General features: G+C 44.9%; 22 protein-coding genes, 2 tRNA genes and 3 rRNA genes. 25 read left to right on the top strand and 2 right to left on the bottom strand.

Annotation, left to right across the window (positions count from 1 at the left end):
• Positions 1–37 precede the first annotated feature (37 nt).
• The 11 genes from ACMXYX_RS13490 (at position 38) to ACMXYX_RS13440 (ending at position 10,912) form a co-directional block, all read left to right on the top strand.
• Positions 38–2,572, top strand: coding sequence for a TRAP transporter permease (locus ACMXYX_RS13490; protein ID WP_415884674.1), 2,535 nt, complete (start codon positions 38–40; stop codon positions 2,570–2,572).
• 3 nt (positions 2,573–2,575) lie between these two features.
• The gene (locus ACMXYX_RS13485; RefSeq protein WP_415906096.1) at positions 2,576–3,001 is read left to right on the top strand and encodes a universal stress protein; all 426 of its coding nucleotides are present in this window, start codon (positions 2,576–2,578) and stop codon (positions 2,999–3,001) included.
• Positions 3,002–3,606: 605 nt separating this feature from the next.
• A 16S ribosomal RNA gene (locus tag ACMXYX_RS13480) occupies positions 3,607–5,146 on the top strand.
• A 68-nt stretch (positions 5,147–5,214) separates the two neighbouring features.
• Positions 5,215–5,291 (top strand) — tRNA-Ile (locus tag ACMXYX_RS13475).
• Between the two features lie 24 nt (positions 5,292–5,315).
• A tRNA-Ala gene (locus ACMXYX_RS13470) sits at positions 5,316–5,391 on the top strand.
• A 216-nt stretch (positions 5,392–5,607) separates the two neighbouring features.
• Positions 5,608–8,490 (top strand): 23S ribosomal RNA (locus tag ACMXYX_RS13465).
• 142 nt (positions 8,491–8,632) lie between these two features.
• Positions 8,633–8,748 (top strand): 5S ribosomal RNA (rrf, locus tag ACMXYX_RS13460).
• Together the 16S, 23S and 5S rRNA genes with 2 tRNA genes alongside form the textbook arrangement of a ribosomal RNA operon.
• 167 nt (positions 8,749–8,915) lie before the next feature.
• Positions 8,916–9,224, top strand: coding sequence for a transposase (locus ACMXYX_RS13455; RefSeq protein WP_415896834.1), 309 nt, complete (start codon positions 8,916–8,918; stop codon positions 9,222–9,224).
• The gene (locus ACMXYX_RS13450) at positions 9,155–10,075 is read left to right on the top strand and encodes an IS3 family transposase (protein WP_415906829.1); all 921 of its coding nucleotides are present in this window, start codon (positions 9,155–9,157) and stop codon (positions 10,073–10,075) included. Before ACMXYX_RS13455 ends, ACMXYX_RS13450 begins: the two co-directional genes overlap by 70 nt.
• A gap of 143 nt (positions 10,076–10,218) precedes the next feature.
• On the top strand, positions 10,219–10,473 hold the full coding sequence (locus ACMXYX_RS13445; RefSeq protein ID WP_415896833.1) for a succinate dehydrogenase assembly factor 2: 255 nt from the start codon (positions 10,219–10,221) through the stop codon (positions 10,471–10,473).
• Positions 10,457–10,912 carry a protein YgfX gene (locus tag ACMXYX_RS13440; protein WP_415896832.1) on the top strand — a complete coding sequence of 152 codons (456 nt, stop codon included), beginning with the start codon at positions 10,457–10,459 and terminating at the stop codon, positions 10,910–10,912. Before ACMXYX_RS13445 ends, ACMXYX_RS13440 begins: the two co-directional genes overlap by 17 nt.
• Here ACMXYX_RS13440 and nadB read toward each other — a convergent pair.
• Positions 10,893–12,488, bottom strand: a complete 1,596-nt coding sequence (gene nadB, locus ACMXYX_RS13435) for an L-aspartate oxidase (RefSeq protein WP_415882163.1) — start codon at positions 12,486–12,488, stop codon at positions 10,893–10,895. The genes ACMXYX_RS13440 and nadB overlap by 20 nt on opposite strands.
• 280 nt (positions 12,489–12,768) lie before the next feature.
• On the opposite strand from nadB, the gene rpoE reads away from it, so the two are divergent.
• From rpoE to ACMXYX_RS13365, 14 genes are all read left to right on the top strand, one after another.
• Positions 12,769–13,350: an RNA polymerase sigma factor RpoE gene (rpoE, locus tag ACMXYX_RS13430; RefSeq protein ID WP_415882162.1), complete on the top strand. Its 582-nt coding sequence runs from the start codon at positions 12,769–12,771 to the stop codon at positions 13,348–13,350.
• Between the two features lie 29 nt (positions 13,351–13,379).
• Entirely contained in the window at positions 13,380–14,207 is an 828-nt protein-coding gene (locus ACMXYX_RS13425; protein ID WP_415896830.1) for a MucB/RseB C-terminal domain-containing protein, read from the top strand.
• Positions 14,204–14,638: a SoxR reducing system RseC family protein gene (locus tag ACMXYX_RS13420; RefSeq protein ID WP_415896829.1), complete on the top strand. Its 435-nt coding sequence runs from the start codon at positions 14,204–14,206 to the stop codon at positions 14,636–14,638. The genes ACMXYX_RS13425 and ACMXYX_RS13420 overlap by 4 nt, the downstream gene beginning before the upstream one ends.
• A gap of 33 nt (positions 14,639–14,671) precedes the next feature.
• Positions 14,672–16,078 carry a DegQ family serine endoprotease gene (locus tag ACMXYX_RS13415; protein ID WP_415906095.1) on the top strand — a complete coding sequence of 469 codons (1,407 nt, stop codon included), beginning with the start codon at positions 14,672–14,674 and terminating at the stop codon, positions 16,076–16,078.
• Positions 16,079–16,188: 110 nt separating this feature from the next.
• A complete protein-coding gene (gene lepA, locus ACMXYX_RS13410) occupies positions 16,189–17,988 on the top strand; it encodes a translation elongation factor 4 (RefSeq protein WP_415882158.1) in 1,800 nt (599 codons plus the stop codon).
• A gap of 22 nt (positions 17,989–18,010) precedes the next feature.
• Positions 18,011–18,823 carry a signal peptidase I gene (gene lepB, locus ACMXYX_RS13405; protein ID WP_415906094.1) on the top strand — a complete coding sequence of 271 codons (813 nt, stop codon included), beginning with the start codon at positions 18,011–18,013 and terminating at the stop codon, positions 18,821–18,823.
• 11 nt (positions 18,824–18,834) lie between these two features.
• Complete coding sequence (locus ACMXYX_RS13400) at positions 18,835–19,212, top strand: DUF4845 domain-containing protein (protein WP_415896826.1); 378 nt, start codon at positions 18,835–18,837, stop codon at positions 19,210–19,212.
• The gene (gene rnc, locus ACMXYX_RS13395; protein WP_415882155.1) at positions 19,209–19,889 is read left to right on the top strand and encodes a ribonuclease III; all 681 of its coding nucleotides are present in this window, start codon (positions 19,209–19,211) and stop codon (positions 19,887–19,889) included. Before ACMXYX_RS13400 ends, rnc begins: the two co-directional genes overlap by 4 nt.
• A 2-nt stretch (positions 19,890–19,891) precedes the next feature.
• Positions 19,892–20,827: a GTPase Era gene (era, locus tag ACMXYX_RS13390; RefSeq protein ID WP_415882154.1), complete on the top strand. Its 936-nt coding sequence runs from the start codon at positions 19,892–19,894 to the stop codon at positions 20,825–20,827.
• 5 nt (positions 20,828–20,832) lie between these two features.
• Positions 20,833–21,522 (top strand): DNA repair protein RecO, encoded by a 690-nt coding sequence (recO, locus tag ACMXYX_RS13385; RefSeq protein WP_415882153.1) that lies wholly within the window; start codon positions 20,833–20,835, stop codon positions 21,520–21,522.
• 13 nt (positions 21,523–21,535) lie between these two features.
• On the top strand, positions 21,536–22,306 hold the full coding sequence (pdxJ, locus tag ACMXYX_RS13380) for a pyridoxine 5'-phosphate synthase (RefSeq protein ID WP_415898251.1): 771 nt from the start codon (positions 21,536–21,538) through the stop codon (positions 22,304–22,306).
• A complete protein-coding gene (gene acpS, locus ACMXYX_RS13375; protein ID WP_415896825.1) occupies positions 22,303–22,677 on the top strand; it encodes a holo-ACP synthase in 375 nt (124 codons plus the stop codon). The genes pdxJ and acpS overlap by 4 nt, the downstream gene beginning before the upstream one ends.
• An 8-nt stretch (positions 22,678–22,685) precedes the next feature.
• Positions 22,686–23,414, top strand: a complete 729-nt coding sequence (locus ACMXYX_RS13370; RefSeq protein WP_415896824.1) for an SDR family NAD(P)-dependent oxidoreductase — start codon at positions 22,686–22,688, stop codon at positions 23,412–23,414.
• 40 nt (positions 23,415–23,454) lie between these two features.
• Positions 23,455–24,306 carry an amidohydrolase family protein gene (locus tag ACMXYX_RS13365; RefSeq protein ID WP_415896822.1) on the top strand — a complete coding sequence of 284 codons (852 nt, stop codon included), beginning with the start codon at positions 23,455–23,457 and terminating at the stop codon, positions 24,304–24,306.
• Positions 24,307–24,363: 57 nt separating this feature from the next.
• Here the strand turns inward: ACMXYX_RS13365 and ACMXYX_RS13360 are convergent, their stop codons facing one another.
• Complete coding sequence (locus ACMXYX_RS13360) at positions 24,364–25,539, bottom strand: mandelate racemase/muconate lactonizing enzyme family protein (RefSeq protein WP_415896820.1); 1,176 nt, start codon at positions 25,537–25,539, stop codon at positions 24,364–24,366.
• Positions 25,540–25,547 lie beyond the last annotated feature (8 nt).

Here is a 25,547-nt window from a genome sequence, read left to right as displayed (position 1 = left end):
CAGTTCTTCGGCTAGCATTTCACAAGAAGTGCAGGAAATGGTGGCTCAGGCAGATTCTGGGGCGCGCGCTCCAGAAGGGCTTCCTGGTAAATTTCTATGGGGTGTAGCGCTTTGCTGGGCTCTATTTCAGCTTTGGTATGCATCGCCTCTACCATTTATGCTCGATTTTGGTGTCTTCAATGATACTCAGGCTCGAGCTATTCATCTAAGCTTTGCGGTCTTTTTGGCTTATACCGCATTTCCTGCATTTAAGCGCTCTTCTAGATCGGTTGTGCCGTGGCATGATTGGATTTTTGCTGGGGTAGCTGCGTTTGCTGCTAGTTACTTGGTGATTTTTCACGCTGAGTTGGCTGGGCGAGCGGGTGCGCCGATAAAACTGGATATCGTTGTTGCTGTCAGCGGTATGATCTTGCTATTGGAGGCGACGCGTAGAGCATTAGGCCCGCCATTGATGGTCGTGGCTGGTATCTTCATGCTTTACACCTTTGCTGGACCTTACATGCCGGATGTTATTTCGCATAAAGGAGCAAGCCTTAATAAAGCAATGTCGCACCAATGGCTAACCTCAGAAGGCGTATTTGGTGTTGCTCTTGGTGTATCGACAGGCTTTGTATTTCTGTTTGTATTGTTTGGCGCTTTGCTTGACAAAGCGGGTGCTGGTAATTACTTCACTCAGGTGTCTTTTTCACTATTAGGGCATATGCGCGGTGGGCCCGCTAAGGCGGCTGTTGTTTCCTCTGGATTAAGTGGCTTGGTATCAGGCTCGTCTATTGCCAATGTTGTTACGACAGGTACTTTTACAATCCCGCTGATGAAGCGTGTAGGTTTTCCAGGTTATAAAGCTGGTGCGGTCGAGGTGGCGGCTTCAACTAATGGTCAGTTAACACCTCCAATTATGGGGGCGGCTGCATTCTTAATGGTTGAGTTTGTTGGCATTTCATATATCGAGGTGATTCAGCATGCAATCCTACCCGCGCTGATTTCCTATATCGCCTTGATCTACATCGTTCATCTAGAAGCAGTGAAGGCAGGGATGAAGGGCCTGCCGACTAGAAACCATGCAACGCTGGCACAAAAGCTATCAGTGTGGGCAATGATTGTAGTGGGTGTATGTGTCATATCATTGACCGTGTATCACGGATTAGGTTGGACTAAGAGTTACATGGGGAATTGGTCATATCTAATTGCTGGTCTTGTGATTCTTATGGCTTATATTGGGCTTGTTCGATATGCGGCTAAGTTTCCTGATCTGCATATGGACGATCCGAATTCTGAAGTTGTAATGCTGCCAGAAGTAGGGCCTACCGTTAAATCAGGTTTGTACTATCTACTACCTGTTGTTGTGCTGGTTTGGTGTCTAACGGTTGAACGTTTCTCGCCGGGTTTGTCTGCTTTCTGGGCAACGGTGTTCATGATCTTCATTGTATTAACCCATAAACCAATCAAGACCTATTTCAGAGAGCCACTCGCCTGGAGTAGCCAGATAGTGCATGGCGTTGAAGATCTATTGAATGGGCTTGTTGGTGGCGCAAGAAATATGATTGGTATTGGTGTGGCAACTGCTGCAGCGGGTATTGTCGTAGGTACAGTCACTTTGACAGGTCTAGGGCAAATGATGACTGAGTTTGTGGAGTTTATCTCAGGCGGTAGTATCTTTTTGATGCTGTTGTTTACTGCGATTATCAGTTTGATATTAGGTATGGGTTTACCAACTACAGCAAACTACATTGTAGTGTCATCGTTAATGGCTCCAGTTATTGTGACGCTTGGTGCTGAAAATGGATTAATCGTCCCTTTAATTGCTGTTCATTTGTTTGTTTTTTACTTTGGTATTCTCGCGGATGATACACCACCCGTTGGCTTAGCGGCATTTGCAGGTGCCGCGATAGCGCAATCAGATCCTATTAAGACGGGTGTTCAAGGTTTTACCTATGATATTCGTACAGCGGTGTTACCGTTTATGTTTATCTTCAATACTGAATTGATATTGATAGGTATCGAAGGGCCAATGCACCTTCTGCTTACTATCTTTGGCGCGTTAGTGGCAATGTTAGTGTTTGCAGCGGCGACACAAGGATACTGGATAGTAAAAACTCGTTGGTATGAAACCGTTCTGTTATTGGCTATCGCGTTCTTGATGTTTAGGCCAGGAGCAATATGGGATGAAATTTATCCTGCTATTGAGCAAGTATCCCCAACCAAGCTAGAGCAAGTCGCAGAAGATATGCCAAATGGTAGGCCGTTAAGAATGATTGTGGCCGGTGAAACTATTGATGGTGATTTTGTGAATAAAACAGTTGAGTTGCCGCTAGCCAATGAAGGTACAGGCGCTGAGAAAATCGAAGCTGCAGGACTAATGTTAAGGGAAGAGGGTGAGCGTGTAATTGTCGACCTCGTTACCTTTGATTCAGATGCTCAGAAAGTAGGCTTGGATTTCGATTGGGAGATCAAAACACTTGAGGTGGAGGCCGATCGACCACCGAAACAGCTAGTTTGGATTCCAGTTTTGCTACTACTAATAGCAATGGGATGGATGCAAAACAGACGCCGTAAGGCAGAACAGGGTTGCTAAACAATGTTTAAGAAAATATTGGTACCACTAGACCTTCAAGACGGGAAAGCTGTTGAGCAAACGTTACAGACTGTAAAAGAATACATAGATGAAAGTGTCGAGCTTCATCTGATGACTATTCTATCTGGCTATCAAATGCCAATGGTGGCGTCATACTTTCCTAAAGGTGCAGTTGAGAAAGCATTGGAGGCTATGCGTAAAGAGCTGCAAACAATTGGTGCAAAAGCTTTAGATAATAGAGGCTTTGAAGTTGATGTTAGAGAGGGTAAAGCGCACAAAGAGATTGTTAGGCGTGCTAAAGAAATAGGGGCAGATCTAATTATCATGAGTGCGCAAAAGCACGGAACTGTTGAGAAGGTAATGCTGGGTTCTGTTACTGCAAAGGTAACGGAGAGAGCAAAATGCTCTGTTCTAGTATTAAAAGGCTAAATGAAAGTCTAAGTAAAAGGCGTTGAGGTAAAACTCAGCGCCTTTTTTGTATCTGTTGACTACTATTTAAACGCTATTGATTAACCCTTGATCGATTTGTGATGATTTGTAAGTTTTTTTCAGCTTTTTGCACTTTTTGTAAGATTGGGTGTTGACCCTTTTTCAGATGTCTGTAAAATTCGCCGTCCTTGCTTAGGGAGGCCACTTTTTAAGGGGCTGCAGAGCTGAGTGAGGTGCTTGGTAAGTGGTTGAAAACATTGGTTTTTAAGATTGCTTACGGAGCAGGATTCAAAGTCCGGTTGCTGAGTAAAAACTTTTTACAAAATTGCAAAATAAACGGTTGACTTTGAATGAGCGCGAAGTAGAATATGCGCCTCGCTTGAGACGAAACGCTGAGTTAGCGGGCAGTCAATAAAGCAACGCTCTTTAACAATTTGATCAGATAATTCGTGTGGGCGCTTGTTGAGAAGAAGCAAACTTTTTCTAGACAAGCAACCAAGTGAATTCATTTAAAGCGATTTACAAAGGTTTAACGTTCTTAAGAATGTTATCCGGTTGTTTAGTACTAGAGCCCGTTACCACATTCCTGGTAACACAAATGATTTAAACTGAAGAGTTTGATCATGGCTCAGATTGAACGCTGGCGGCAGGCCTAACACATGCAAGTCGAACGGTAACATGACTAGCTTGCTAGTTGATGACGAGTGGCGGACGGGTGAGTAACGCGTAGGAATCTACCCAGTAGCGGGGGATAAGCCAGAGAAATTTGGTCTAATACCGCATACGCCCTACGGGGGAAAGCAGGGGATCTTCGGACCTTGCACTATTGGATGAGCCTGCGTGAGATTAGCTAGTTGGTGAGGTAATGGCTCACCAAGGCGACGATCTCTAGCTGGTCTGAGAGGATGATCAGCCACACTGGAACTGAGACACGGTCCAGACTCCTACGGGAGGCAGCAGTGGGGAATATTGCACAATGGGCGCAAGCCTGATGCAGCCATGCCGCGTGTGTGAAGAAGGCCCTAGGGTTGTAAAGCACTTTCAGCAGTGAGGAAAGGTTAGTAGTTAATACCTGCTAGCTGTGACGTTAACTGCAGAAGAAGCACCGGCTAACTCCGTGCCAGCAGCCGCGGTAATACGGAGGGTGCGAGCGTTAATCGGAATTACTGGGCGTAAAGCGCGCGTAGGTGGATTGGTCAGTCAGATGTGAAAGCCCAGGGCTCAACCTTGGAACTGCACCTGATACTGCCAATCTAGAATACGGTAGAGGGTAGTGGAATTTCCTGTGTAGCGGTGAAATGCGTAGATATAGGAAGGAACACCAGTGGCGAAGGCGACTACCTGGACCGATATTGACACTGAGGTGCGAAAGCGTGGGGAGCAAACAGGATTAGATACCCTGGTAGTCCACGCCGTAAACGATGTCTACTAGCCGTTGGGAGACTTGATCTTTTAGTGGCGCAGCTAACGCGATAAGTAGACCGCCTGGGGAGTACGGCCGCAAGGTTAAAACTCAAATGAATTGACGGGGGCCCGCACAAGCGGTGGAGCATGTGGTTTAATTCGACGCAACGCGAAGAACCTTACCAACTCTTGACATCCAGAGAAGTTACTAGAGATAGTTTCGTGCCTTCGGGAACTCTGAGACAGGTGCTGCATGGCTGTCGTCAGCTCGTGTTGTGAAATGTTGGGTTAAGTCCCGTAACGAGCGCAACCCTTGTCCTTATTTGCCAGCACTTCGGGTGGGAACTCTAAGGAGACTGCCGGTGACAAACCGGAGGAAGGTGGGGATGACGTCAAGTCATCATGGCCCTTACGAGTTGGGCTACACACGTGCTACAATGGCCGGTACAGAGGGCCGCGAACCTGCGAGGGTAAGCTAATCTCAGAAAACCGGTCGTAGTCCGGATTGGAGTCTGCAACTCGACTCCATGAAGTCGGAATCGCTAGTAATCGCGAATCAGAATGTCGCGGTGAATACGTTCCCGGGCCTTGTACACACCGCCCGTCACACCATGGGAGTGGATTGCACCAGAAGTAGCTAGCTTAACCTTCGGGAGGGCGGTTACCACGGTGTGGTTCATGACTGGGGTGAAGTCGTAACAAGGTAGCCCTAGGGGAACCTGGGGCTGGATCACCTCCTTAAACGAAAGCCGATTCTCGGCAAGCGTTCACACGAATTATCTGATCAGAGAAGTTAAGAGCAACGGTGTAGGCTTGTAGCTCAGCTGGTTAGAGCGCACCCCTGATAAGGGTGAGGTCGGTGGTTCAAGTCCACTCAGGCCTACCAATCAATAGCCTTACTGTTTTTCTTGGGGCTATAGCTCAGCTGGGAGAGCGCCTGCTTTGCACGCAGGAGGTCTGCGGTTCGATCCCGCATAGCTCCACCATCATCCTCTGGATGAGAAGGAAGAGTTTTAAAACATATTGTCGTTTAAGACATTATCTTTTAAAGCTTTTTTGCTTTAAACGCTCTTTAACAATTTGGATTTGATTCATTTGATTTAGATTTAAGACATGTAGTTTTACTGCATGCGCCAATTCGGCGAAATCTATCGTTACTAGCAATACAAGTTACTGTGATTCCAGACGCCTTCGGGTTATATGGTCAAGTGACTAAGCGTGCACGGTGGATGCCTTGGCAGTCAGAGGCGATGAAGGACGTTGTAACCTGCGATAAGGTTCGGGGAGGTGGTAAACAACCTTTGATCCGGACATTTCCGAATGGGGAAACCCACCTATTTATAGGTATCTTTTAACTGAATACATAGGTTATTAGAGGCGAACCTGGGGAACTGAAACATCTAAGTACCCAGAGGAAAAGAAATCAACCGAGATTCCCTAAGTAGCGGCGAGCGAACGGGGACTAGCCCTTAAGCTTTATTAGATTTAACAGAACACTCTGGAAAGTGTGGCCATAGTGGGTGATAGCCCCGTATGTGAAAGGTCTTTTAAAGTGAAATCGAGTAGGACGGCACACGTGAAACGCTGTCTGAATATGGGGGGACCATCCTCCAAGGCTAAATACTCCTGACTGACCGATAGTGAACCAGTACCGTGAGGGAAAGGCGAAAAGAACCCCTGTGAGGGGAGTGAAATAGACCCTGAAACCGTGTACGTACAAGCAGTGGGAGCCGTTTTCGGACGGTGACTGCGTACCTTTTGTATAATGGGTCAGCGACTTACTTTTAGTGGCAAGGTTAAGCATTTGCGGAGCCGTAGGGAAACCGAGTCTTAATAGGGCGTCCAGTCGCTAGGAGTAGACCCGAAACCGAGTGATCTATCCATGGGCAGGTTGAAGATGCAGTAACATGCATTGGAGGACCGAACCGACTGTCGTTGAAAAGCCAGCGGATGACTTGTGGATAGGAGTGAAAGGCTAATCAAACTCGGAGATAGCTGGTTCTCCTCGAAAACTATTTAGGTAGTGCCTCGTGTCTAACCATGGGGGGTAGAGCACTGTTTCGGCTAGGGGTCATCCCGACTTACCAACCCGATGCAAACTCCGAATACCCATGAGTTCAATCACGGGAGACACACGGCGGGTGCTAACGTCCGTCGTGGAAAGGGAAACAACCCAGACCGTCAGCTAAGGTCCCAAAGTTTATGCTAAGTGGGAAACGATGTGGGAAGGCTTAGACAGCTAGGAGGTTGGCTTAGAAGCAGCCACCCTTTAAAGAAAGCGTAATAGCTCACTAGTCGAGTCGGCCCGCGCGGAAGATATAACGGGGCTAAGCATAACACCGAAGCTACGGATGCACTTTGTGCATGGTAGAGGAGCGTTCTGTAAGCTGTTGAAGCGGAAGCTGTAAGGCACCGTGGAGGTATCAGAAGTGCGAATGCTGACATGAGTAACGATAAGGGAGGTGAAAACCCTCCCCGCCGGAAGACCAAGGGTTCCTATCCAACGCTATTCGAGGTAGGGTGAGTCGGCCCCTAAGGAGAGGCTGAAGAGCGTATCCGATGGGAAACAGGTTAATATTCCTGTACTGCTCATAACTGCGATGGGGGGACGGAGAAGGCTAGGCTAGCGCGGCGTTGGTTGTCCGCGTTTAAGGTAGTAGGTTGAGGACTTAGGCAAATCCGGGTCCTTAAGACCGAGAACCGATGACGAGGTCCTTTATGGACTGAAGTAGTTGATGCCATGCTTCCAGGAAAATCCTCTAAGCTTCAGGTTATGACTAACCGTACCCTAAACCGACACAGGTGGTCAGGTAGAGAATACTAAGGCGTATGAGAAAACTCGGGTGAAGGAACTAGGCAAAATGGCACCGTAACTTCGGGAGAAGGTGCGCCGGTTTTGGTGATGGGACTTGCTCCCTAAGCTGAGGCCGGTCGAAGATACCAGGTGGCTGCGACTGTTTATTAAAAACATAGCACTCTGCAAACTCGAAAGAGGACGTATAGGGTGTGACGCCTGCCCGGTGCCGGAAGGTTAATTGATGGGGTTAGCGTATGCGAAGCTCTTGATCGAAGCCCCGGTAAACGGCGGCCGTAACTATAACGGTCCTAAGGTAGCGAAATTCCTTGTCGGGTAAGTTCCGACCTGCACGAATGGCGTAACGATGGCCACACTGTCTCCACCCGAGACTCAGTGAAATTGAAATAGCTGTTAAGATGCAGTTTACCCGCGGCTAGACGGAAAGACCCCGTGAACCTTTACTACAGCTTCACAGTGGACTTTGACATTACTTGTGTAGAATAGCTGGGAGGCTTTGAAACCCTGTCGCCAGATAGGGTGGAGCCACCTTTGAAATACCAGCCTGGTAATGTTGAGGTTCTAACCCAGTTCCCTAAGCGGGATCGGGGACATTGTGTGGTGGGTAGTTTGACTGGGGCGGTCTCCTCCCAAAGAGTAACGGAGGAGCACGAAGGTACCCTCAGCATGGTCGGAAATCATGCAATGAGCGCAAGAGTAGAAGGGTGCTTGACTGCGAGACAGACACGTCGAGCAGGTACGAAAGTAGGTTCTAGTGATCCGGTGGTTCTGTATGGAAGGGCCATCGCTCAACGGATAAAAGGTACTCCGGGGATAACAGGCTGATACCGCCCAAGAGTTCACATCGACGGCGGTGTTTGGCACCTCGATGTCGGCTCATCACATCCTGGGGCTGAAGCCGGTCCCAAGGGTATGGCTGTTCGCCATTTAAAGTGGTACGCGAGCTGGGTTTAGAACGTCGTGAGACAGTTCGGTCCCTATCTGCCGTGGGCGTTTGAGATTTGAGAAGAGTTGCTCCTAGTACGAGAGGACCGGAGTGAACGAACCTCTGGTGTACCGGTTGTGATGCCAATTGCATTGCCGGGTAGCTACGTTCGGACGGGATAACCGCTGAAAGCATCTAAGCGGGAAGCCTCCTTCAAGATGAGATCTCACTGGGAACTTGATTCCCCTAAAGGGCCGTTGAAGACTACGACGTTGATAGGTTGGGTGTGGAAGCGCTGTGAGGCGTTGAGCTAACCAATACTAATTGCCCGTGAGGCTTGACCATATAACGCCCAAGGCGTTTGGCAAGTGACTTGTAAGATACGTAAGACGATAGAGAGTAACGAATTAGCGCGTAGTTAAGCTACAGTCGATAAACTATCTAGATCAAATAAAAGAAGAATCAGATCTAAGTTGTAACAGTTTTGCTTGGCGACCATAGAGTTGTGGAACCACCTGAATCCATCCCGAACTCAGACGTGAAACGCAACATCGCCGATGGTAGTGTGGGGCTTCCCCATGTGAGAGTAGGTCATCGCCAAGCATTTAATTAAGAGAAAACCCCGGTCACGATGTGATCGGGGTTTTTTCGTGTTGGGCTAAATAAAGCAAAACAATACTGAACGAAGTACTTACACCAGGCTTAATCCGCATACACTCATGGACTGACCCCGTTTCAGTGGACACCTTTTAACACGCTAGGGGTGTCTTATGTATTTCAAAAAACGTACAGTCTACAGTGACGAATTTAAAACACGAGTGGTGCTGGAATCACTTAAAACTGAGCTAACATTAACTGAGTTTGTAGAGGACCTTCCGATAGCGGTAGGGACATTGCGTGCTTGGAGGCGTCAATATATGTCAGCTCAAGATCCCAAAGCGGTGAATGAAACCGCACCTCGTAAGAGTTACCGTCAGTTAGAACAAGAGTTGGATAAAGTTAAAAAGGAATTGGAACGCTCTCAACTGGAAGTCGATATCTTAAAAAAGACACGAGAGTACTTCAGCGAAGCAAAGTAGAACGCTTTGCATGTATAGAGAAGTACTCAAGTTGCTTACCCGTGTCGCGGTTATGCAGGCTCTATGGTGTTCAGCGCTCGGGTTATTATGCTTGGCTAAATCGTGCTCCATCCCTGCGGGAGCAGATGAATCAAAAGATCTTATCGCGTGCTTTAGAGTTGGCGGATCAATGTCGAGGTGTTTATGGCTACCGCAAATTATGGCAGGCGTTGTTATGTGAGGGCTTTTGTTGTGGGAAAAATCGCCTCTGCCGTTTATTGAAGCGCGTAGGGTATAAGGCACAACTTGCTGTAAGGAAGGCTCGTTACTGCTTGGAAGGAGGTCTGATGCCTCAGCCTAATCTGCTAGATAGGGAGTTTAATCCGAGTCAGATTAATCGTGTATGGGTCTCCGATATTACCCAAGTAGCTTGTCGCGAAGGTTGGTTATATGTATCGATCGTTATGGATTTACATAATCGGGAAATTGTAGGATTTGAATGTTCAAGGCAAGTAACTGCGGATATCGTGCTGAAATCCTTACAAAAAGGTTGGAAGAAAGCTAAGCCGGATCTGACTCATAAATTGCTGTTTCACTCTGATCAAGGGAGTCAGTATCGCAGTGAGCGGGTAATGAGCTGGTTGACGAAAAGAGGCGTTACAATCAGTATGTCTCGTAAAGGTAACTGCTGGGATAATGCGTGTGCAGAGAGCTTCTTCTCGTTGTTGAAAAAGGAATGTACACGTAAGTTAGGGTTGATTACCTGTTCTGAAATGGCGAGAGAAATAGGTCTGTATATCTCTTGCTTCTATAATACGATCAGAAGCCACAGAGTACTGGGGTATGAATCTCCAGTTGGGTTCCGATCTTAAGCAACTGTCCACTTTATCGGGGGCGCTCCAACGCTCCATCTCCAGCAACTAGCAACTGCTATAGACTCTTGTCGCTAGTGCCTTCTTCCTTATTTCTGGTATGCTTAGCGCGCAATGCGAAACCTCTAAGGAAAAATTAATAGATGTATACTGAAGATGATATTCGTCGCCTTAAGTGGCAGAGTCGACGTGGTATGTTGGAACTTGATGTTCTTTTTGTTCCGTTTGTAGAAGAGGCTTTTGCAGACCTAGATGAAGCTGATCAAGATCGCTTTGTAAAGTTATTAGATGAGGAAGATCAGGATCTATTTGTGTGGCTTATGGAGCGCGAAGTGCCAGCTGATCCAGACTTGCAAAGGATTGTGAGGATTATTCTGGAGCGTGTTCAGCCTAAATAACGAATCTATCTCTCCTTCCTGTACCCTGCTTGTTATCTATTGTGGGGTGCATCTTTGTGCGTGCTTTGCACTTTTTTATGCTGCTATTCCGTTACACATCGCTGGTCTAGCTACAGGAGCACTTCTTTTTAGTTTCCTTTTTTATATAAATGAAAGGGTGCTATTAACGTCCCCTCTAGCCGTTGTCGGTATTACATGGAATGGGGAAAGTGGAGGAATTTCGTTGCTGCAGAGAAACCAGCAACGAATAGAAGTGAGCCGTATTAAGCAAAAGGTGATCACTCCGTTTGTGATTGTCATGTTGTGCAAAACCGACTGTCGCTTTTACACTATCCCTGTTGTAATTATGCGTCGGAGCTTCAATGAAAATGCATTTAGGCGGCTACGGGTTCTATTATTATATAGTCCGCTGAATAATCTTAATTCCAGTGGAAATTGATTGGCGTTAAGATTGTATCTAGTGCTTCAGGGCCCTGCTCTGGGAAGTCTAGTGTGTAATGAAGTCCGCGACTTTCCTGCCTTAACATTGCTGAGCGAATAATCAAATCTGCAACGACGGCTAAGTTACGAAGCTCTAGTAGGTCGTTACTAATTTTGTAGTTGCTGTAATATTCACTAATCTCTTGCTGTAACAGATCTATGCGGTGCTTAGCTCGTTGAAGTCGTTTGGTCGTTCTCACGATGCCTACGTAGTCCCACATAAAACGGCGTATCTCATCCCAGTTGTGAGAGATAATGACATCTTCATCTGAGTTAGTTACTTGAGACTCGTCCCATGCCGGGATGATTGATTCATCCAGAGGTGCGGTTAGAGATTGAACGACATCGTCTGAAGCGGATTTTGCATATACAAGGCATTCTAGAAGAGAATTGCTAGCCAATCGATTAGCGCCATGTAGCCCCGTGAACGAGGTTTCACCAATCGCATATAGCCCTGGAATATCGGTGCGCCCTTTTTCGTCCGTCACGACTCCACCACATGTGTAGTGGGCAGCAGGTACAACTGGAATTGGTTCTTTAGTGATGTCGATGCCTAGGCTCTTGCAACGCTTATAGATGGTGGGGAAATGAGACTTAATAAATTCTTTAGATTTGTGGCTGATATCTAAAAATAAGCAGTCGCTACCTAGCCTTTTCATTTCATGGTCGATTGCGCGAGCAACGATATCTCGGGGGGCTAATTCGCCTCGCTCATCGAAGTTATGCATGAACGGCTTGCCATCAGGAAGTAAAAGCTTTCCACCTTCACCACGCACGGCTTCTGTAATCAAAAATGATTTTGCTTGTGGGTGATACAGGCAGGTAGGGTGGAACTGATTAAATTCCATGTTTCCGACACGGCAGCCAGCACGCCAAGCCATGGCGATACCATCACCCGTGGCACCATCCGAATTGCTTGTATATAGATAGGCCTTTGATGCACCACCTGTAGCTAACACAACATGAGGAGCTTGAAATACCTCTACGTGTCCTGTTTCGTCATTAAGAATGTAAGCGCCGACACAACGGTTGTGCGCTAATCCTAGTTTCTTTCGCGTAATGAGGTCGACTGCAATATGGTGTTCGAATAGGTCGATATTTTCAGAGGCTTTGGCTTTCTCTATCAATGTCTGCTGAAGCGCTTTTCCTGTTGCATCTGCAGAATGGATGATTCGGCGATGAGAGTGTCCGCCTTCTTTGGTTAGATGGTAGTCGTCACTATCTTGGGTAAAAGGAACGCCTTGTTCAATCAGCCAGTCAATGCTTTCTCTGCCGTGTTCGACGGTGAATTCCACTGCGTCTTTATGACTAAGGTGCCCGCCAGCAGACATGGTGTCCTCGATATGTGCTTGTGTGCTATCTTCAGTATCGAGTACTGCAGCGATACCGCCTTGAGCCAGCCATGTAGATCCACTCTTAAGTTCTCTTTTACTAAGAACTGCAACACGCGCATTTTGAGCTAAGTGGAGGGCCATGCTAAGTCCAGCAGCGCCACTGCCAATAATTAAAGCGTCGTAGTGATAGTGTTGCGTCATGCTGTGCTCTTCTTAACTTGAGGGTTCTTGGCTTGAAAAATTGAGTGCTTATTTTAGTGGTAAATTCGAGGATAAAACTAGCTAATTACATGTGTTTCATCGGTATTGAGTCACAATTTAGCATTTTTTTTTGGACTTAGGGAACTTAAGCAGTTTTGAATGCTCATAGAAGTGTTCCGGCACTCTGATGAGGTAATATGTTGTATTAGTTGAAAGTTATTGCTGCTTTAGCTTCTATATTTATAGAGACAGGTATTAAGGACAGTTTAAGGAATATTGAGTGTCGAGTGAAAGTCAGACAGCGGTCGATCAAAAGTTAGTCGAACGGGTAAAAGCGGGCGATAAACGTGCTTTTGATCTTCTAGTTAAAAAATACCAACATAAAATTGTTGCGTTGATTGGTCGTTATGTTTACGACCAACATGAAGCATTGGACGTGGCGCAAGAAACTTTCATTAAGGCTTATAGAGCGATACCAAAATTTCGCGGTGATAGTGCTTTCTATACATGGTTATACAGAATAGCTATCAATACAGCCAAAAATCACCTTGTTGCTCGTGGTAGACGTCCTGCTGATGTAGATGTTGACGATGCCCAGTTCTTTGAAGGTGATAATGCTTTGAAAGATATTGAGACACCAGAAAATAAATTGTACAAGGACGAGCTTGAAGCGGTGATTCGGAAAACTCTGAATAAACTCCCTGAAGACTTACGGGTGGCTTTAACGCTCAGAGAGTTTGAGGGCATGAGTTATGAAGAGATAGCTGGGGTTATGGATTGCCCTGTGGGAACTGTGAGGTCACGTATCTTTCGAGCACGTGAAGCAATTGATAAAGAAATTATGCCGCTTTTAGCGAGCTGATCCTGCAAAGGTAAATTGAGGTAAATTCTATGGATGATCGATCTACAGAATCTGTTTCGGCATTGATGGATGGTGAAGTCGCAGACTTTGAGTTACGACGTACTCTTGATCGCATAGAGCAGGAGCCAGAATTGGCTGAGCAATGGCAGCGATATCATTTAGTTCGTTCAGTTATGAAAAATGAAGAAGCTGAATTGAGCGGCTTTGATATCAGTAGTCAGGTTATGCAGGCTCTGGAACAAGAGCCTGATTTGGAAGTTGATACTGCTGCACCAGAAGTTAAGTCCGACCCTAAAGGAAGTTTTTTTTGGAAACCGCTTGCTAGCATGACTGCAGCGGCTTCTGTGACGGCAATGGTTATCTTGGGTGCCCAAACCTACAATCAGCCTGTGAACGATACGATTGTTGATAATCGCCCTAACTATGTTCTTCCGGGCAATTCACTTTCTGATGATCTAGTCAGAGCACAGTTTGGTAACCGTTCGATGATTTCATCACAGGGGCAAGAGCCTGAAATTATTCGCTTATCTGAAGGTGTCGAGCGTTATGTGTCTCAGCATAAGCATATGCTTTCGCACCAAGAATCAGGTTGGGAAGCAACATGGTTACCAGAAGGTTTTTCGGGTAAACGTAGAGATGTGATGGCGCATGCTGAAGTACAAATGTTCAGTAATGGACGCCATTCATTTACCGTTTGTGTTGAAAAATTTGGCCGTCAGTCCGTTCCTGAAGGTGCTGTTCAGTCAGATGGTATGGTTACTGTGGGTAAACGCATTGGTGATCAATTTGTAACAGTCGTCGGTGATGTCCCTCTAATGATTGCGGAACGTATCGCTGCATCAGTAGAACGTAAATGATTGAAGAAAGCGGTAAAGTTGTAGAGGTCGATGAGCACGGCGTATGGGTAGAAACGATGCGTCAGAGCGCTTGTGCCAGTTGTGCTGCACGAAATGGTTGTGGGCAAAAATTGCTAGTGCAAGCTGGTCAAGAAAAACGCTTTATATTCTTAGTTAATAACCCTACTTCTTTGAAGGTGCAAGCGGATGACCAAGTCCTCTTAGGTATTGAAGAAGGTGCTTTTATCAAAGCAACAGTATTTATGTATTTGTTGCCATTAATAGCGCTTTTTTTAGGGGCTGTAATAGGTGATTTTATATGGGGTGATGAATTACTTGTGATTGCCTCAGCATTCTTTTCTCTTGTTGCTGGTTTTATGTTTGTTCGGTTTAGTAGTTCTACTTTCTTTAGATCCTGCCAATATCAGCCTACGCTAATTAAAGTTATATAACCCAGTTTTTTGATAGACATAGGTGTTTGTTTTATGAAATCTATATCAAAATTCATTGTCGCAATTTTTTGTTTTATTTCTCTGCCGGTTTATGCTGCAAACTTACCTGATTTTAAATCTTTGGTGAAAGAAGCCTCTCCTGCAGTAGTAAATATCAGTACTGTCCAGAAAAAAGCACGACAGGGTGAATTAAATCCGTTTCAAGGGCCAAATGGCGAAGAAATTCCTGAAATATTTCGCCATTTTTTCCGTATGCCTGAATTTGATCAGGGAGAACGGCCACGCCGTAGAGCCCCTCAATCTTTAGGGTCTGGTTTTATTATTTCTGACGATGGATACCTGCTAACCAATCATCATGTTATTGCTGGGGCTGATCAGGTTATCGTGCGCTTAGCTGATCGTAGGGAGTTAGAAGCTGAAGTCATCGGTTCTGATGAGCGCTCTGATGTAGCGCTGTTAAAAATCGATGCTGAGGACCTACCGACAGTTGAGCTGGGAGAGTCTAAAGCGCTTGATGTTGGTGAGTGGGTACTTGCGATAGGCTCACCATTTGGTTTTGATCATAGTGTGACAGCGGGTATTGTCAGTGCCAAAGAACGTGCATTAGCGGGCGATACTTATGTTCCGTTCATCCAAACTGATGTAGCTATTAATCCGGGGAATTCTGGAGGCCCATTATTTAATCTGGATGGTGAAGTCGTTGGGATTAACTCTCAGATTTACACTCGTTCCGGTGGTTTTATGGGGCTGTCCTTTGCTATACCTATTGATGTCGCGATGGATGTTGCGGATCAATTAAGGAAGCATGGTTATGTGACTCGCGGGTGGCTAGGTGTGGTTATTCAAGAGGTTAACCGTGATCTTGCTGAATCATTTGGCTTAGATAAGCCGGCAGGGGCTTTAGTGGCAAAAGTGTTACCTAATAGTCCAGCAGAAAAATCCGGTCTTCTAGAGGGTGATATTATTCTTAAATTTGAAGGTGCGGATATTATTCGATCTTCAGATTTACCTCACCATGTAGGTCGAGTAACGCCAGGTAAGAAAGCTAAGGTTTCAGTCATTCGTGCGGGGCGTGAAATGACCATTAAGGTCGAAATCGAGGCATTACCAACGCAGGATGAGCTTGCTAAAACTAACGTTCGAAAGCCAAAAGATGATAAAGGCAATCGTCTAAATATTCAGGTGGCTGAACTTGACCAAAAAAGTAAAGAAAAATGGCAAGTGAGTAAAGGCGTTGTTGTTCGTAAAGTTCTACAAGGACCAGGTTCAGATGCAGGTCTGATGGTTGGTGATGTCATTACTATGCTAAATGGCGAACAGATTGCCAGCGTTTCTGACTTCAATAAAGTATCTACCGATATAGCATCTGGAAAGTCGGTTCCGATGCGGATTGTTAGGCGAGGAAGTCCGTTATTTATTCCATTACGAGTATCGGATTAAGTTGTATAAAATTCTAAGGGGGCTAAGGCCCCCTTTTTCGTAGCCCAGTTTAAGCAAATGCTGTAAACTTGCGCCTTTCCAGCGAGTATTAGAGTAGCGGTAGCCTGCACGTGAGCAACCTTAAAAATATCCGAAATTTTTCTATTATTGCCCATATCGACCACGGTAAGTCGACTTTGGCCGATCGTTTTATCCAAATGTGCGGTGGCTTAAGTGACCGTGAAATGGAAGCTCAGGTTCTTGATTCCATGGATTTGGAACGTGAGCGTGGTATTACCATTAAAGCGCAGAGTGTTACTCTGAATTACAAGGCGCAAGATGGTGAAACTTACCAGCTTAACTTTATCGATACACCGGGCCACGTAGATTTCTCCTATGAGGTTTCTCGTTCTTTAGCCGCTTGTGAAGGTGCGCTTTTGATCGTTGATGCTGCGCAGGGTGTAGAAGCTCAGTCAGTTGCTAACTGCTATACAGCAATCGAGCAAGGTCTAGAGGTTGTCCCAATTCTAAACAAAATGGACCTGCCTCAGGCTGAGCCGGAGCGAGTTCGTGTCGAGATTGAAGAAGTTATCGGTATTGATGCTACCGATGCAGTAGCTTGTTCGGCTAAAAGCGGTATGGGTGTAGAAGACGTTCTTGAACAGTTGGTTAAGGAAATTCCACCGCCTGAAGGTGATGTTGATGCTCCTCTACAAGCCCTAATTATTGATTCTTGGTTTGATAATTACCTAGGCGTTGTTTCTCTGGTGCGTGTAACTCAGGGTACATTGCGTAAGAAAGACAAGATTCTAGTTAAATCTACCGGTCAAAACTATCAAGCAGAATCGGTAGGTATTTTTACACCTAAGCAGAAAGAAACCGGTGTTTTGCATGCAGGTGAAGTAGGCTTTATTGTTGCGGGTGTTAAAGACATTCATGGTGCACCTGTAGGTGACACATTGACCCATGTTAAAACGCCAGAGGTCGAAAGCCTTCCTGGTTTCCAGAAAGTACAACCTCAGGTTTATTCTGGTCTATTCCCAACAAGCTCTGATGATTATCAAGATTTCCGTGAAGCATTAGATAAGTTGACGTTGAATGATGCTTCGTTGTTCTTTGAGCCAGAAACATCAGATGCACTTGGTTTCGGTTTCCGTTGTGGCTTCTTGGGTATGCTGCACATGGAGATCATTCAAGAGCGCCTTGAACGTGAATATAATCTGGATTTGATCACTACAGCTCCAACTGTAATTTATGAGTTGGAGATGAATAATGGTGATGTCATACAGATTGATAGCCCTTCTAAGCTTCCTGATCCTGGTTCAATCAACGAGATGCGTGAGCCAATTGTTGAAGCTAATATCCTTGTTCCACAAGATTATCTAGGACAGGTGATCGGACTGTGTGTTGAGAAGCGTGGTATTCAAAAACAGATGAACTACGTAGGTAACCAAGTACAGATTACTTATGAACTACCGATGGCGGAAGTCGTTTTGGATTTCTTCGACCGTTTGAAGTCTGTAAGTCGTGGTTATGCTTCTCTTGAATATAATTTTATACGCTTTGATCCTGCGAAATTGGTGCGTATGGATATTCTTATCAATGGTGATAAGGTCGATGCCTTAGCCGTTATTCTGCATCGTGATAATGCTCAATTCCGTGGCCGTCAGCTATGTGAAAAGATGAAAGAGGTTATTCCTCGTCAGATGTTTGATGTGGCAATTCAGGCTGCTCTTGGTGGTAAGGTCATTGCGCGTACAACAGTTAAAGCATTGCGTAAGAACGTAACCGCGAAGTGTTATGGTGGTGACGTAAGCCGTAAGAAGAAACTGCTACAGAAGCAGAAAGAAGGTAAGAAACGTATGAAGCAGGTGGGTAGTGTAGAGATCCCACAGGATGCGTTCCTTGCAGTACTTAAAGTTGATAGTTAATTATCAGGAAGGGCATTGTTAGATGGATTTTGATTTCGCATTAGTACTGGTTGCGTTAACTTTCATCTCCGGCATCGTTTGGTTTTACGACCGAATCTCTTTGAAACCACAAAGAGATGAAAAGCTGAGAGCTGCTTCTGCCCAGGCGGAAGGACCGCTTCCTGATGAAGCCATTGAACAGATTAATCGTGTATCGGGTTGGGTCGATACGGGTCGATCAATGTTTCCAGTGCTGTTCATCGTTTTGGTATTAAGGTCATTCCTAGTAGAGCCTTTTCAGATTCCATCTGGCTCAATGTTACCGACGTTGAAGATTGGCGACTTTATCTTGGTAAATAAATTTCACTATGGGCTTCGTTTACCTGTTTTGAATACTAAGTTTATTGAGATTAATGATCCTGAGCGTGGTGATGTGGTTGTATTTAAATTCCCTGAAAAACCATCTATTAACTATATTAAGAGAGTAGTGGGGCTTCCGGGCGATGTAATTAGTTACCAAAACAAGAAATTGTTTATAAACGGAAAAGAGCAATCCCAACAGTTGTTGGCGCAATTACCACCACAAAATCCACAACGCTTGTTAATTAATGAAAATTTAGATGGTGTTGAACATCAAATGTATAGAGATGTTCGCAGACCAGCTCAGAATATGGAGTGGACTGTACCTGAAGGTCATTACTTTATGGTTGGAGATAATCGCGATAATAGTAATGATAGTCGCAGGTGGGGCTTTGTATCTGAAGATCTTCTAGTAGGTAAGGCATTTGCAGTTTGGATGCATTGGCCTACCTTTTTAAGTATACCGTCATTTGGCGATGTTCGTGTGATTGAGTAATGGAGGCTCATATGAGATCTACTCTGAAGCACCAAGCAGGTGCATCAATGTTCTCTATTCTTATAGTACTTATTGTTGCAGGCTTTTTGTTTACTATTGCATTCAAACTTATGCCAGCCTATATGGATCATAGAACTATAAATTCTGTTCTTGTAGATGCGATGAATGACCCAGATGAACTTGCTAAAGGAGCAAGAGGAATACGAATTGGGATGACAAAGAAACTGATTATTAATCAAGTTAAATTACCATCAAATGATGGTTTACGAATTGTTCAAAAAGAAGGAATAATTACAGCGATACTTGATTATGAAGTGCGCGTTCCAATGTTTGGTAACGTAGACGCGGTTGTATTTTTTACTGAAGAATATGAAGCAGAAGCCCCTTGATTAAACCAGTATCTGATTTAGCCCGTCGTATAGGGCATCCATTTGCCGATGAATCTTTGTTTGAGTTGGCACTCACACACCGTAGTTGCGGGAAGAAAAATAATGAACGCCTAGAATTTCTAGGCGATTCTATATTGAACTTCGTTATAGCTGACGACTTATTTGCAAGATTCCCCCAAGCTAAAGAGGGTGAATTGAGCCGCTTGCGTGCACGTATGGTTAAAGGTGTTACCTTGTCTGAAGTAGCCCGTGAATTGGGTTTAGGTGATTACCTACGTTTAGGTAGCGGTGAGCTCAAGAGTGGTGGTTTCCGTAGAGATTCAATTCTAGCTGATGCTGTAGAAGCTATTATTGGTGCTATCTATCTAGATTCCGATATGGAAACAGCCCGTGGATTTATTCTTTCTTGGTTTAAAGCGCGTTTAGAGAAATTAGACCTAAATGAGACTCTTAAAGACTCTAAAACACGCTTGCAGGAGTTTCTACAATCGCGTCGTTTAGCTTTGCCAACTTATGAATTAATCAATGTAGAGGGCGAAGCTCATGATCAAACCTTTTATATCGATTGTACAGTAGCAGGCTTAGCTAAGCCTGCAAAAGGTATTGGTAGTAGTCGCCGACAGGCTGAACAAGAAGCAGCAAAACATGCGCTGATAGAGTTGCAGGTGGAGAAATAGTTATGGCTGAAGATTTAATGCACCTGCTGGAGCCTCGTAATCCAGATCAAAAATGTGGCTTCGTAGCGATTGTTGGTCGCCCTAATGTTGGTAAATCGACATTGATGAACCACATCTTAGGACAGAAATTGAGTATTACTTCGCGTAAGCCTCAGACAACTCGTCATCAGATTATGGGTATCAAAACTGAAGATGATCTACAGATTGTTTATGTGGATACCCCAGGTTTACATAAAGATGACGGGAAAAAAGCTTTAAACCGTTATATGAACAAAGCTGCATCAGACGCATTGCGTGATGTTGATGTTGTTGTTTTTATTGTTGACCGAACTGCTTGGACTGAAGAAGACCAGATGGTACTGGACAAGGTCAAGCATGCTCGTTGTCCGGTTATCTTAGCTGTAAACAAAGTTGATCAACTGAAAGACAAAACGGCTTTATTACCTCAGATGCAGACACATTCTGAGCGTATGGACTTTGCTGAAATGATTCCGCTTTCAGCTAAAGATGGCCATAACGTAGAGCAGCTTGAAGAGTTAATCGCCAAGCATATTCCTGAGGGTATGCATCACTTTCCTGAAGATCAGCTAACAGATAAAAGCTCACGCTTCATGGCTGCGGAAATGGTTCGTGAAAAGCTGATGCGTAACTTAGGGGATGAGATCCCTTACGGTACTACCGTAGAGATAGAAGAGTTTAAATACGCCAAAAACGGTGTTCTCCATGTGAGTGCGCTAATCCTAGTAGAGCGTGATGGTCAGAAGCGAATTGTTATTGGGGATAAAGGTTCTCGAATCAAAACAATTGGCCGTGATGCTCGCATGGATATGGAGCGTATGTTTGATGCTAAAGTAATGCTTAACCTATGGGTTAAAGTTCGTCGTGGTTGGGCGGATGATGAAAGGGCATTACGTAGTTTGGGTTATGACAATACCTAAAAAGCATGAGTCATTCTGATCCGCAGGCGGCTTATGTCCTCCATAGCCGCCCTTATCGCGATACCAGTCTTATCGTTGATTTCTTCACTCTAGAACATGGTAAAGTTTCCGCTGTTGTTCAGGGTGCACGCAGACCCAAATCAAAATTACGTGCATCAGTACAACCTTTTGTACCTATTCAGGTTACATGGCGTGGACGTAACGATCTCAAAACATTAACTCAAGCCGAGCCTGTTGCTGCTATGTTGTTCCTGAATGGCGATGCGCTGCTTTGTGGACTTTATGTAAATGAATTGTTAGAACGTTTGCTCCAGCCATTTGATAGTCACCCGAAACTCTATGTTTATTATCAGTATGTTTTAAATGAGTTAGTATCTGGTGAAGATATAGAGGGAGCGCTACGCACCTTTGAGCATCGTTTACTTGATGATCTTGGTGTATTGCCAGAGCTGGAACAAGAATCTGCTGATTTAGTATATTGTTTTAACCCTGAACATGGCTTTGTTCCTGTTGGCGCAGTAACAGATAAAAATAAGGCGTCTTGTTTTTATGGTTGGCAGTTGTCTGCGATTGCTGTTGATGATTATTCAGATATTCAAGTTCGCAGAGCTGCTAAGCGCTTGATGCGAAATTTAATTGATCGTGCTTTGGGGCAAAAGCCCTTGCGTAGCCGAGAGCTATTTCAAAAAATGTGAGGAAAGTGGTGTGATTGAACCATCCCGTTTGTTATTAGGGGTCAATATTGACCATGTCGCTACGATTCGCCAAGCGCGTGGTACACGCTACCCGGATACTGTTCAGGCTGCTGCGCTAGCGGAAGAGGCTGGTGCCGATGGTATTACAATTCATCTGCGAGAAGATCGTCGCCATATCCAAGATCGTGATGTTTATCTTTTGAAAGAGACATTACAGACACGTATGAACTTCGAGATGGCTGTGACTGAAGAGATGATTGCCATTGCTGAAGATGTAAAGCCTACTCATTGCTGTTTAGTTCCAGAGAAGCGTGAAGAGTTGACGACCGAAGGTGGTTTGGATGTCGCTGGTCAAGAAGAGCGGGTGAAAGAAGCTTGTGATCGATTAGCTGCGGCAGGTATCGAGGTGTCTCTATTTATTGATCCGGAGCCAGCACAGATTAATGCAACTATTCGTTGTGGTGCTCCAGTGATTGAATTGCATACAGGTGCTTACGCAGAAGCTGAATCTTCTGCAGAACAGGCAGATGAGCTGAAACGTATCCGTGAAGCAGCTACCTATGCTTACCAAAAAGGCCTAATTGTAAACGCCGGCCATGGTTTGCATTATCATAATGTTGAGCAGATCGCTGAAATTCCTGAGATGAATGAGCTTAATATTGGCCACGGGATTATTGCGCGTGCCTTATTTGTTGGTTTAAAAGAAGCGGTATCTGAAATTAAGCAACAGATGCTTCAGGCCCAAGCTCGAATTCAGCCGCAAAGAGATGCATTAAAGCGATGATTCGAGGTATCGGGACCGATATTCTTCAGATCAGCCGCATGGAGCAGGCGTTGGACAGAACGCCTGCCTTGCCGCAACGTATCTTATCTACTTCCGAATATGAACAGTTCCTCAAAGTATCCAATCCACCTCTGTTTCTAGCTAAACGTTTTTGTGCCAAAGAAGCGGTATCTAAAGCTTTAGGCACAGGTATTGGGCGAGGCGTTAGTTGGAAGCATATTGAGATTACGAAAGATAAGAATGGTCGACCCGAAGTGAGTCTATCAGGAGGTGCTGCAGAGCGCGCAGAAAAGCTTGAAGTTGCATGTATGCATCTAAGTTACAGTGATGAGAAAGATTACATTGTTGCGTTTGTTATTGCTGAGGGATGAAGAGTTCTATGACTAGGATTTGTGTCGTTACAGGTGGTTCTGTTGGTATAGGACGAGCTGTCGTTGAGCGTTTATTAGATGACGGTTACAAGGTTTATAACTTAGACCTGAGTGAATCTGAGGTCGGCGAATTTATTCAATGTGACATGACTGATTCAAATCAGGTTACACAAGCTATTGATCATGTCATCAAGGAATCTGGCAGGATTGATGGTGTTGTATCCAATGCCGGAATTCATTTCTCCGCAACTATAGAAGACACTTTAGAAGCGGACTTTGATCGAGTGATGGCGATTAATGTAAAGGGGGCCTATTTCCTTTTACAATCTGTACTACCTCACATGCGACAGCAAGGCTCGGGCTCAATTGTTTTGTTAGGCTCGGATCAGTCTGTTATTGCTAAAAGAAACTCTTTTGCTTACAACATGAGTAAAGCGGCGCTTGCTTCAATGGCTAAGACCACAGCATTAGATTACGCTTCTTTTGGAATTCGAGCTAATGCTGTTTGCCCCGGAACCATAGAAACACCACTTTACCACAATGCAATTGACCGCTATTGTGAGAGCAGCGGAAGTGAAAAAAGTGTTGTACATCAAGAAGAAGCAGCTTTGCAGCCATTAGGGCGTATAGGCCAGCCAGAGGAGGTTGCTGCACTTGTTGCATTATTGATTGGTGATGATGCTCGTTTTATTACCGGTAGTTTGCAGTTAATTGATGGTGGTTATACAGCCCAGTAATTGAGCTGTAAAAGTGAAACTTGCGATCTAAAGGCGGTATATGAGTAGAGTGATAGACCCGCATCTGCACCTGTTTAATCTTGAAAAAGGGGATTATCACTGGCTGCAAGAAGGGCACACGCCTGAATGGTCTGATAAAAATAAGATTAGGCGCGGTTATAGCGAAGGTGATTTAAGCCAATCAGGCTCAGCAGATATTGTAGGTTTTGTACATATCGAAGCGGGTTTTGATAATTCCCATCCGTGGCGTGAATTGGAGTGGCTTGAAAGTCATTGTGAGTTACCTTTTCGTTCAATAGCTTATCTTGATCTAACTTCCGATAGCTTTGATGAGCATCTGGAAAAACTACAAGAATTGAAGTCATTAGTTGGTGTGAGATATATCTTAGATAATGCCGCTCAGGAAGTGTTGTCCAATCCAAATGTCTTTAAACGTCTTGCGGTACTATCTGATAACCAGCTAATTTTCGAAGCTCAGCTGTCTTTATCTGATCCAGGTGCGTCTTGTGCACTTGCGGATGTAATGCAACAGTTGCCAAATTTAAAGGTCGTGATTAACCATTGCGGGTCACCTGTACAGCTGAATGAACAGTGGATGCACTCGATTACTCGGCTAGCACATCATCCAGAATGTTCTATTAAATGCTCTGGTTGGGAGATGTTTAATCGTGATTGGAGTTCGGAGCAGGCCAAACCTATTATAAGTTTTGCCGTTAGGCAATTTGGGCTTACTCGGGTGATGTTGGCGAGTAACTTCCCTGTTTCTGAATTGGCTTGTAGTTATGAAGATTTATGGCAGAGGTATCTCAAAGAGATGAAGTGGAAGGGCTTTGAGAAAGAGATGCTGATATTTGAAAACGCTAAGCGAATATACCAGTTAGATATCGATTAGCGTGATTAGAAAATAAAAAGGGCGCCTGATAGCGCCCTTTTTATATGAAGTAGAAAATTACTTAACTTCAATACGCGGTGAACGCATTACTACCTCATCGTTCAATTCGATACCAATTCCAGGCTCTTCAGAAACTTGGAAGAAGCCGTCTACTGGTTGAGGGTCTTGAATACAAAGCTCACGGTTCCATTGCTTAATCGCATAGGTGTGATGTTCATGGATTAAGAAGTTTGGAATCGCTGTTTCAAGATGCAAAGAGGCCGCTGTTGCTACTGGGCCACCACAAACGTGGGCTTGAATTCGAACGTCGTATACGTCTGCGTAATCACAAACCTTTTTCGTTTCTGTAAATCCACCACATAAACCGATATCTGGTTGTAGTACATCTAGACTTTGATCTTCAAGATACGGACGAACACCCCAGCGGTTATACAAACGTTCGCCACCGGCAATTGGAACATTTACTTTGTCGGCTACGCGTTTATGCAGCTCCGAGTTTAAGTAGTTCACTGGCTCTTCAAAGTACATGCAGCGTGCTTCTTCGACCAACTCACCCAATTGAATCGCGGTTGAAGCGCCTGGCAAACTGTGACATTCAAAAATGATATCACCGTCATCACCCATGGTTTCACGGATAGCCATTAAGCGGTCGCGGAACATCTTCATCTCTTTGTTAGTAAAGAGCTTAGTACGATCGAAGAAGGTTTCGCCCTTTTCGTTATACATGATCGGATCGACTTTTACAGCGTCATAACCTTCTGCCAGCGCTTTTTCAGTCGCTTTTGCATAATCTTCAGGATCTGTTAGGGCTTTAAATTCTGAATCCCAATCAAATTGAAGCTGGCTGGCATAAGTGCGTAGTTTATCGTTAACTTTACCGCCAAGCAGTTGGTAAACAGGTAGATCTAGAGCCTTACCTTTAATGTCCCATAACGCAGTATCGATCGCACTCATTGCAGCATAGATAATAGGGCCGCCACCTAGACCCCAAAAGCTACCACGTAGCATTAGGTTCCAAAGGTCTTCAGTTTGGAATGGGTCACGACCAAGCAGCATCTCTTCTGCAAATTCTTTAATCATGTTTGCAGCAGCACTATGACCTAGGTCGTAAGCTAAGCCCGCTTCACCTACACCGCTGATGCCTTCATCTGTGTGTACTCGAACAAATACCGGATTCCAAACAGGACGATCCGGACAGTGAATATCAAAAATTTCTACGCGATTTATTTTCATGAATCAGC

Origin of the sequence: Neptuniibacter sp. QD72_48 (assembly GCF_047778065.1) — a bacterium.
Lineage (GTDB): Bacteria > Pseudomonadota > Gammaproteobacteria > Pseudomonadales > Balneatricaceae > Neptuniibacter.
This window is presented reverse-complemented; position numbering and strand designations above follow the sequence as displayed.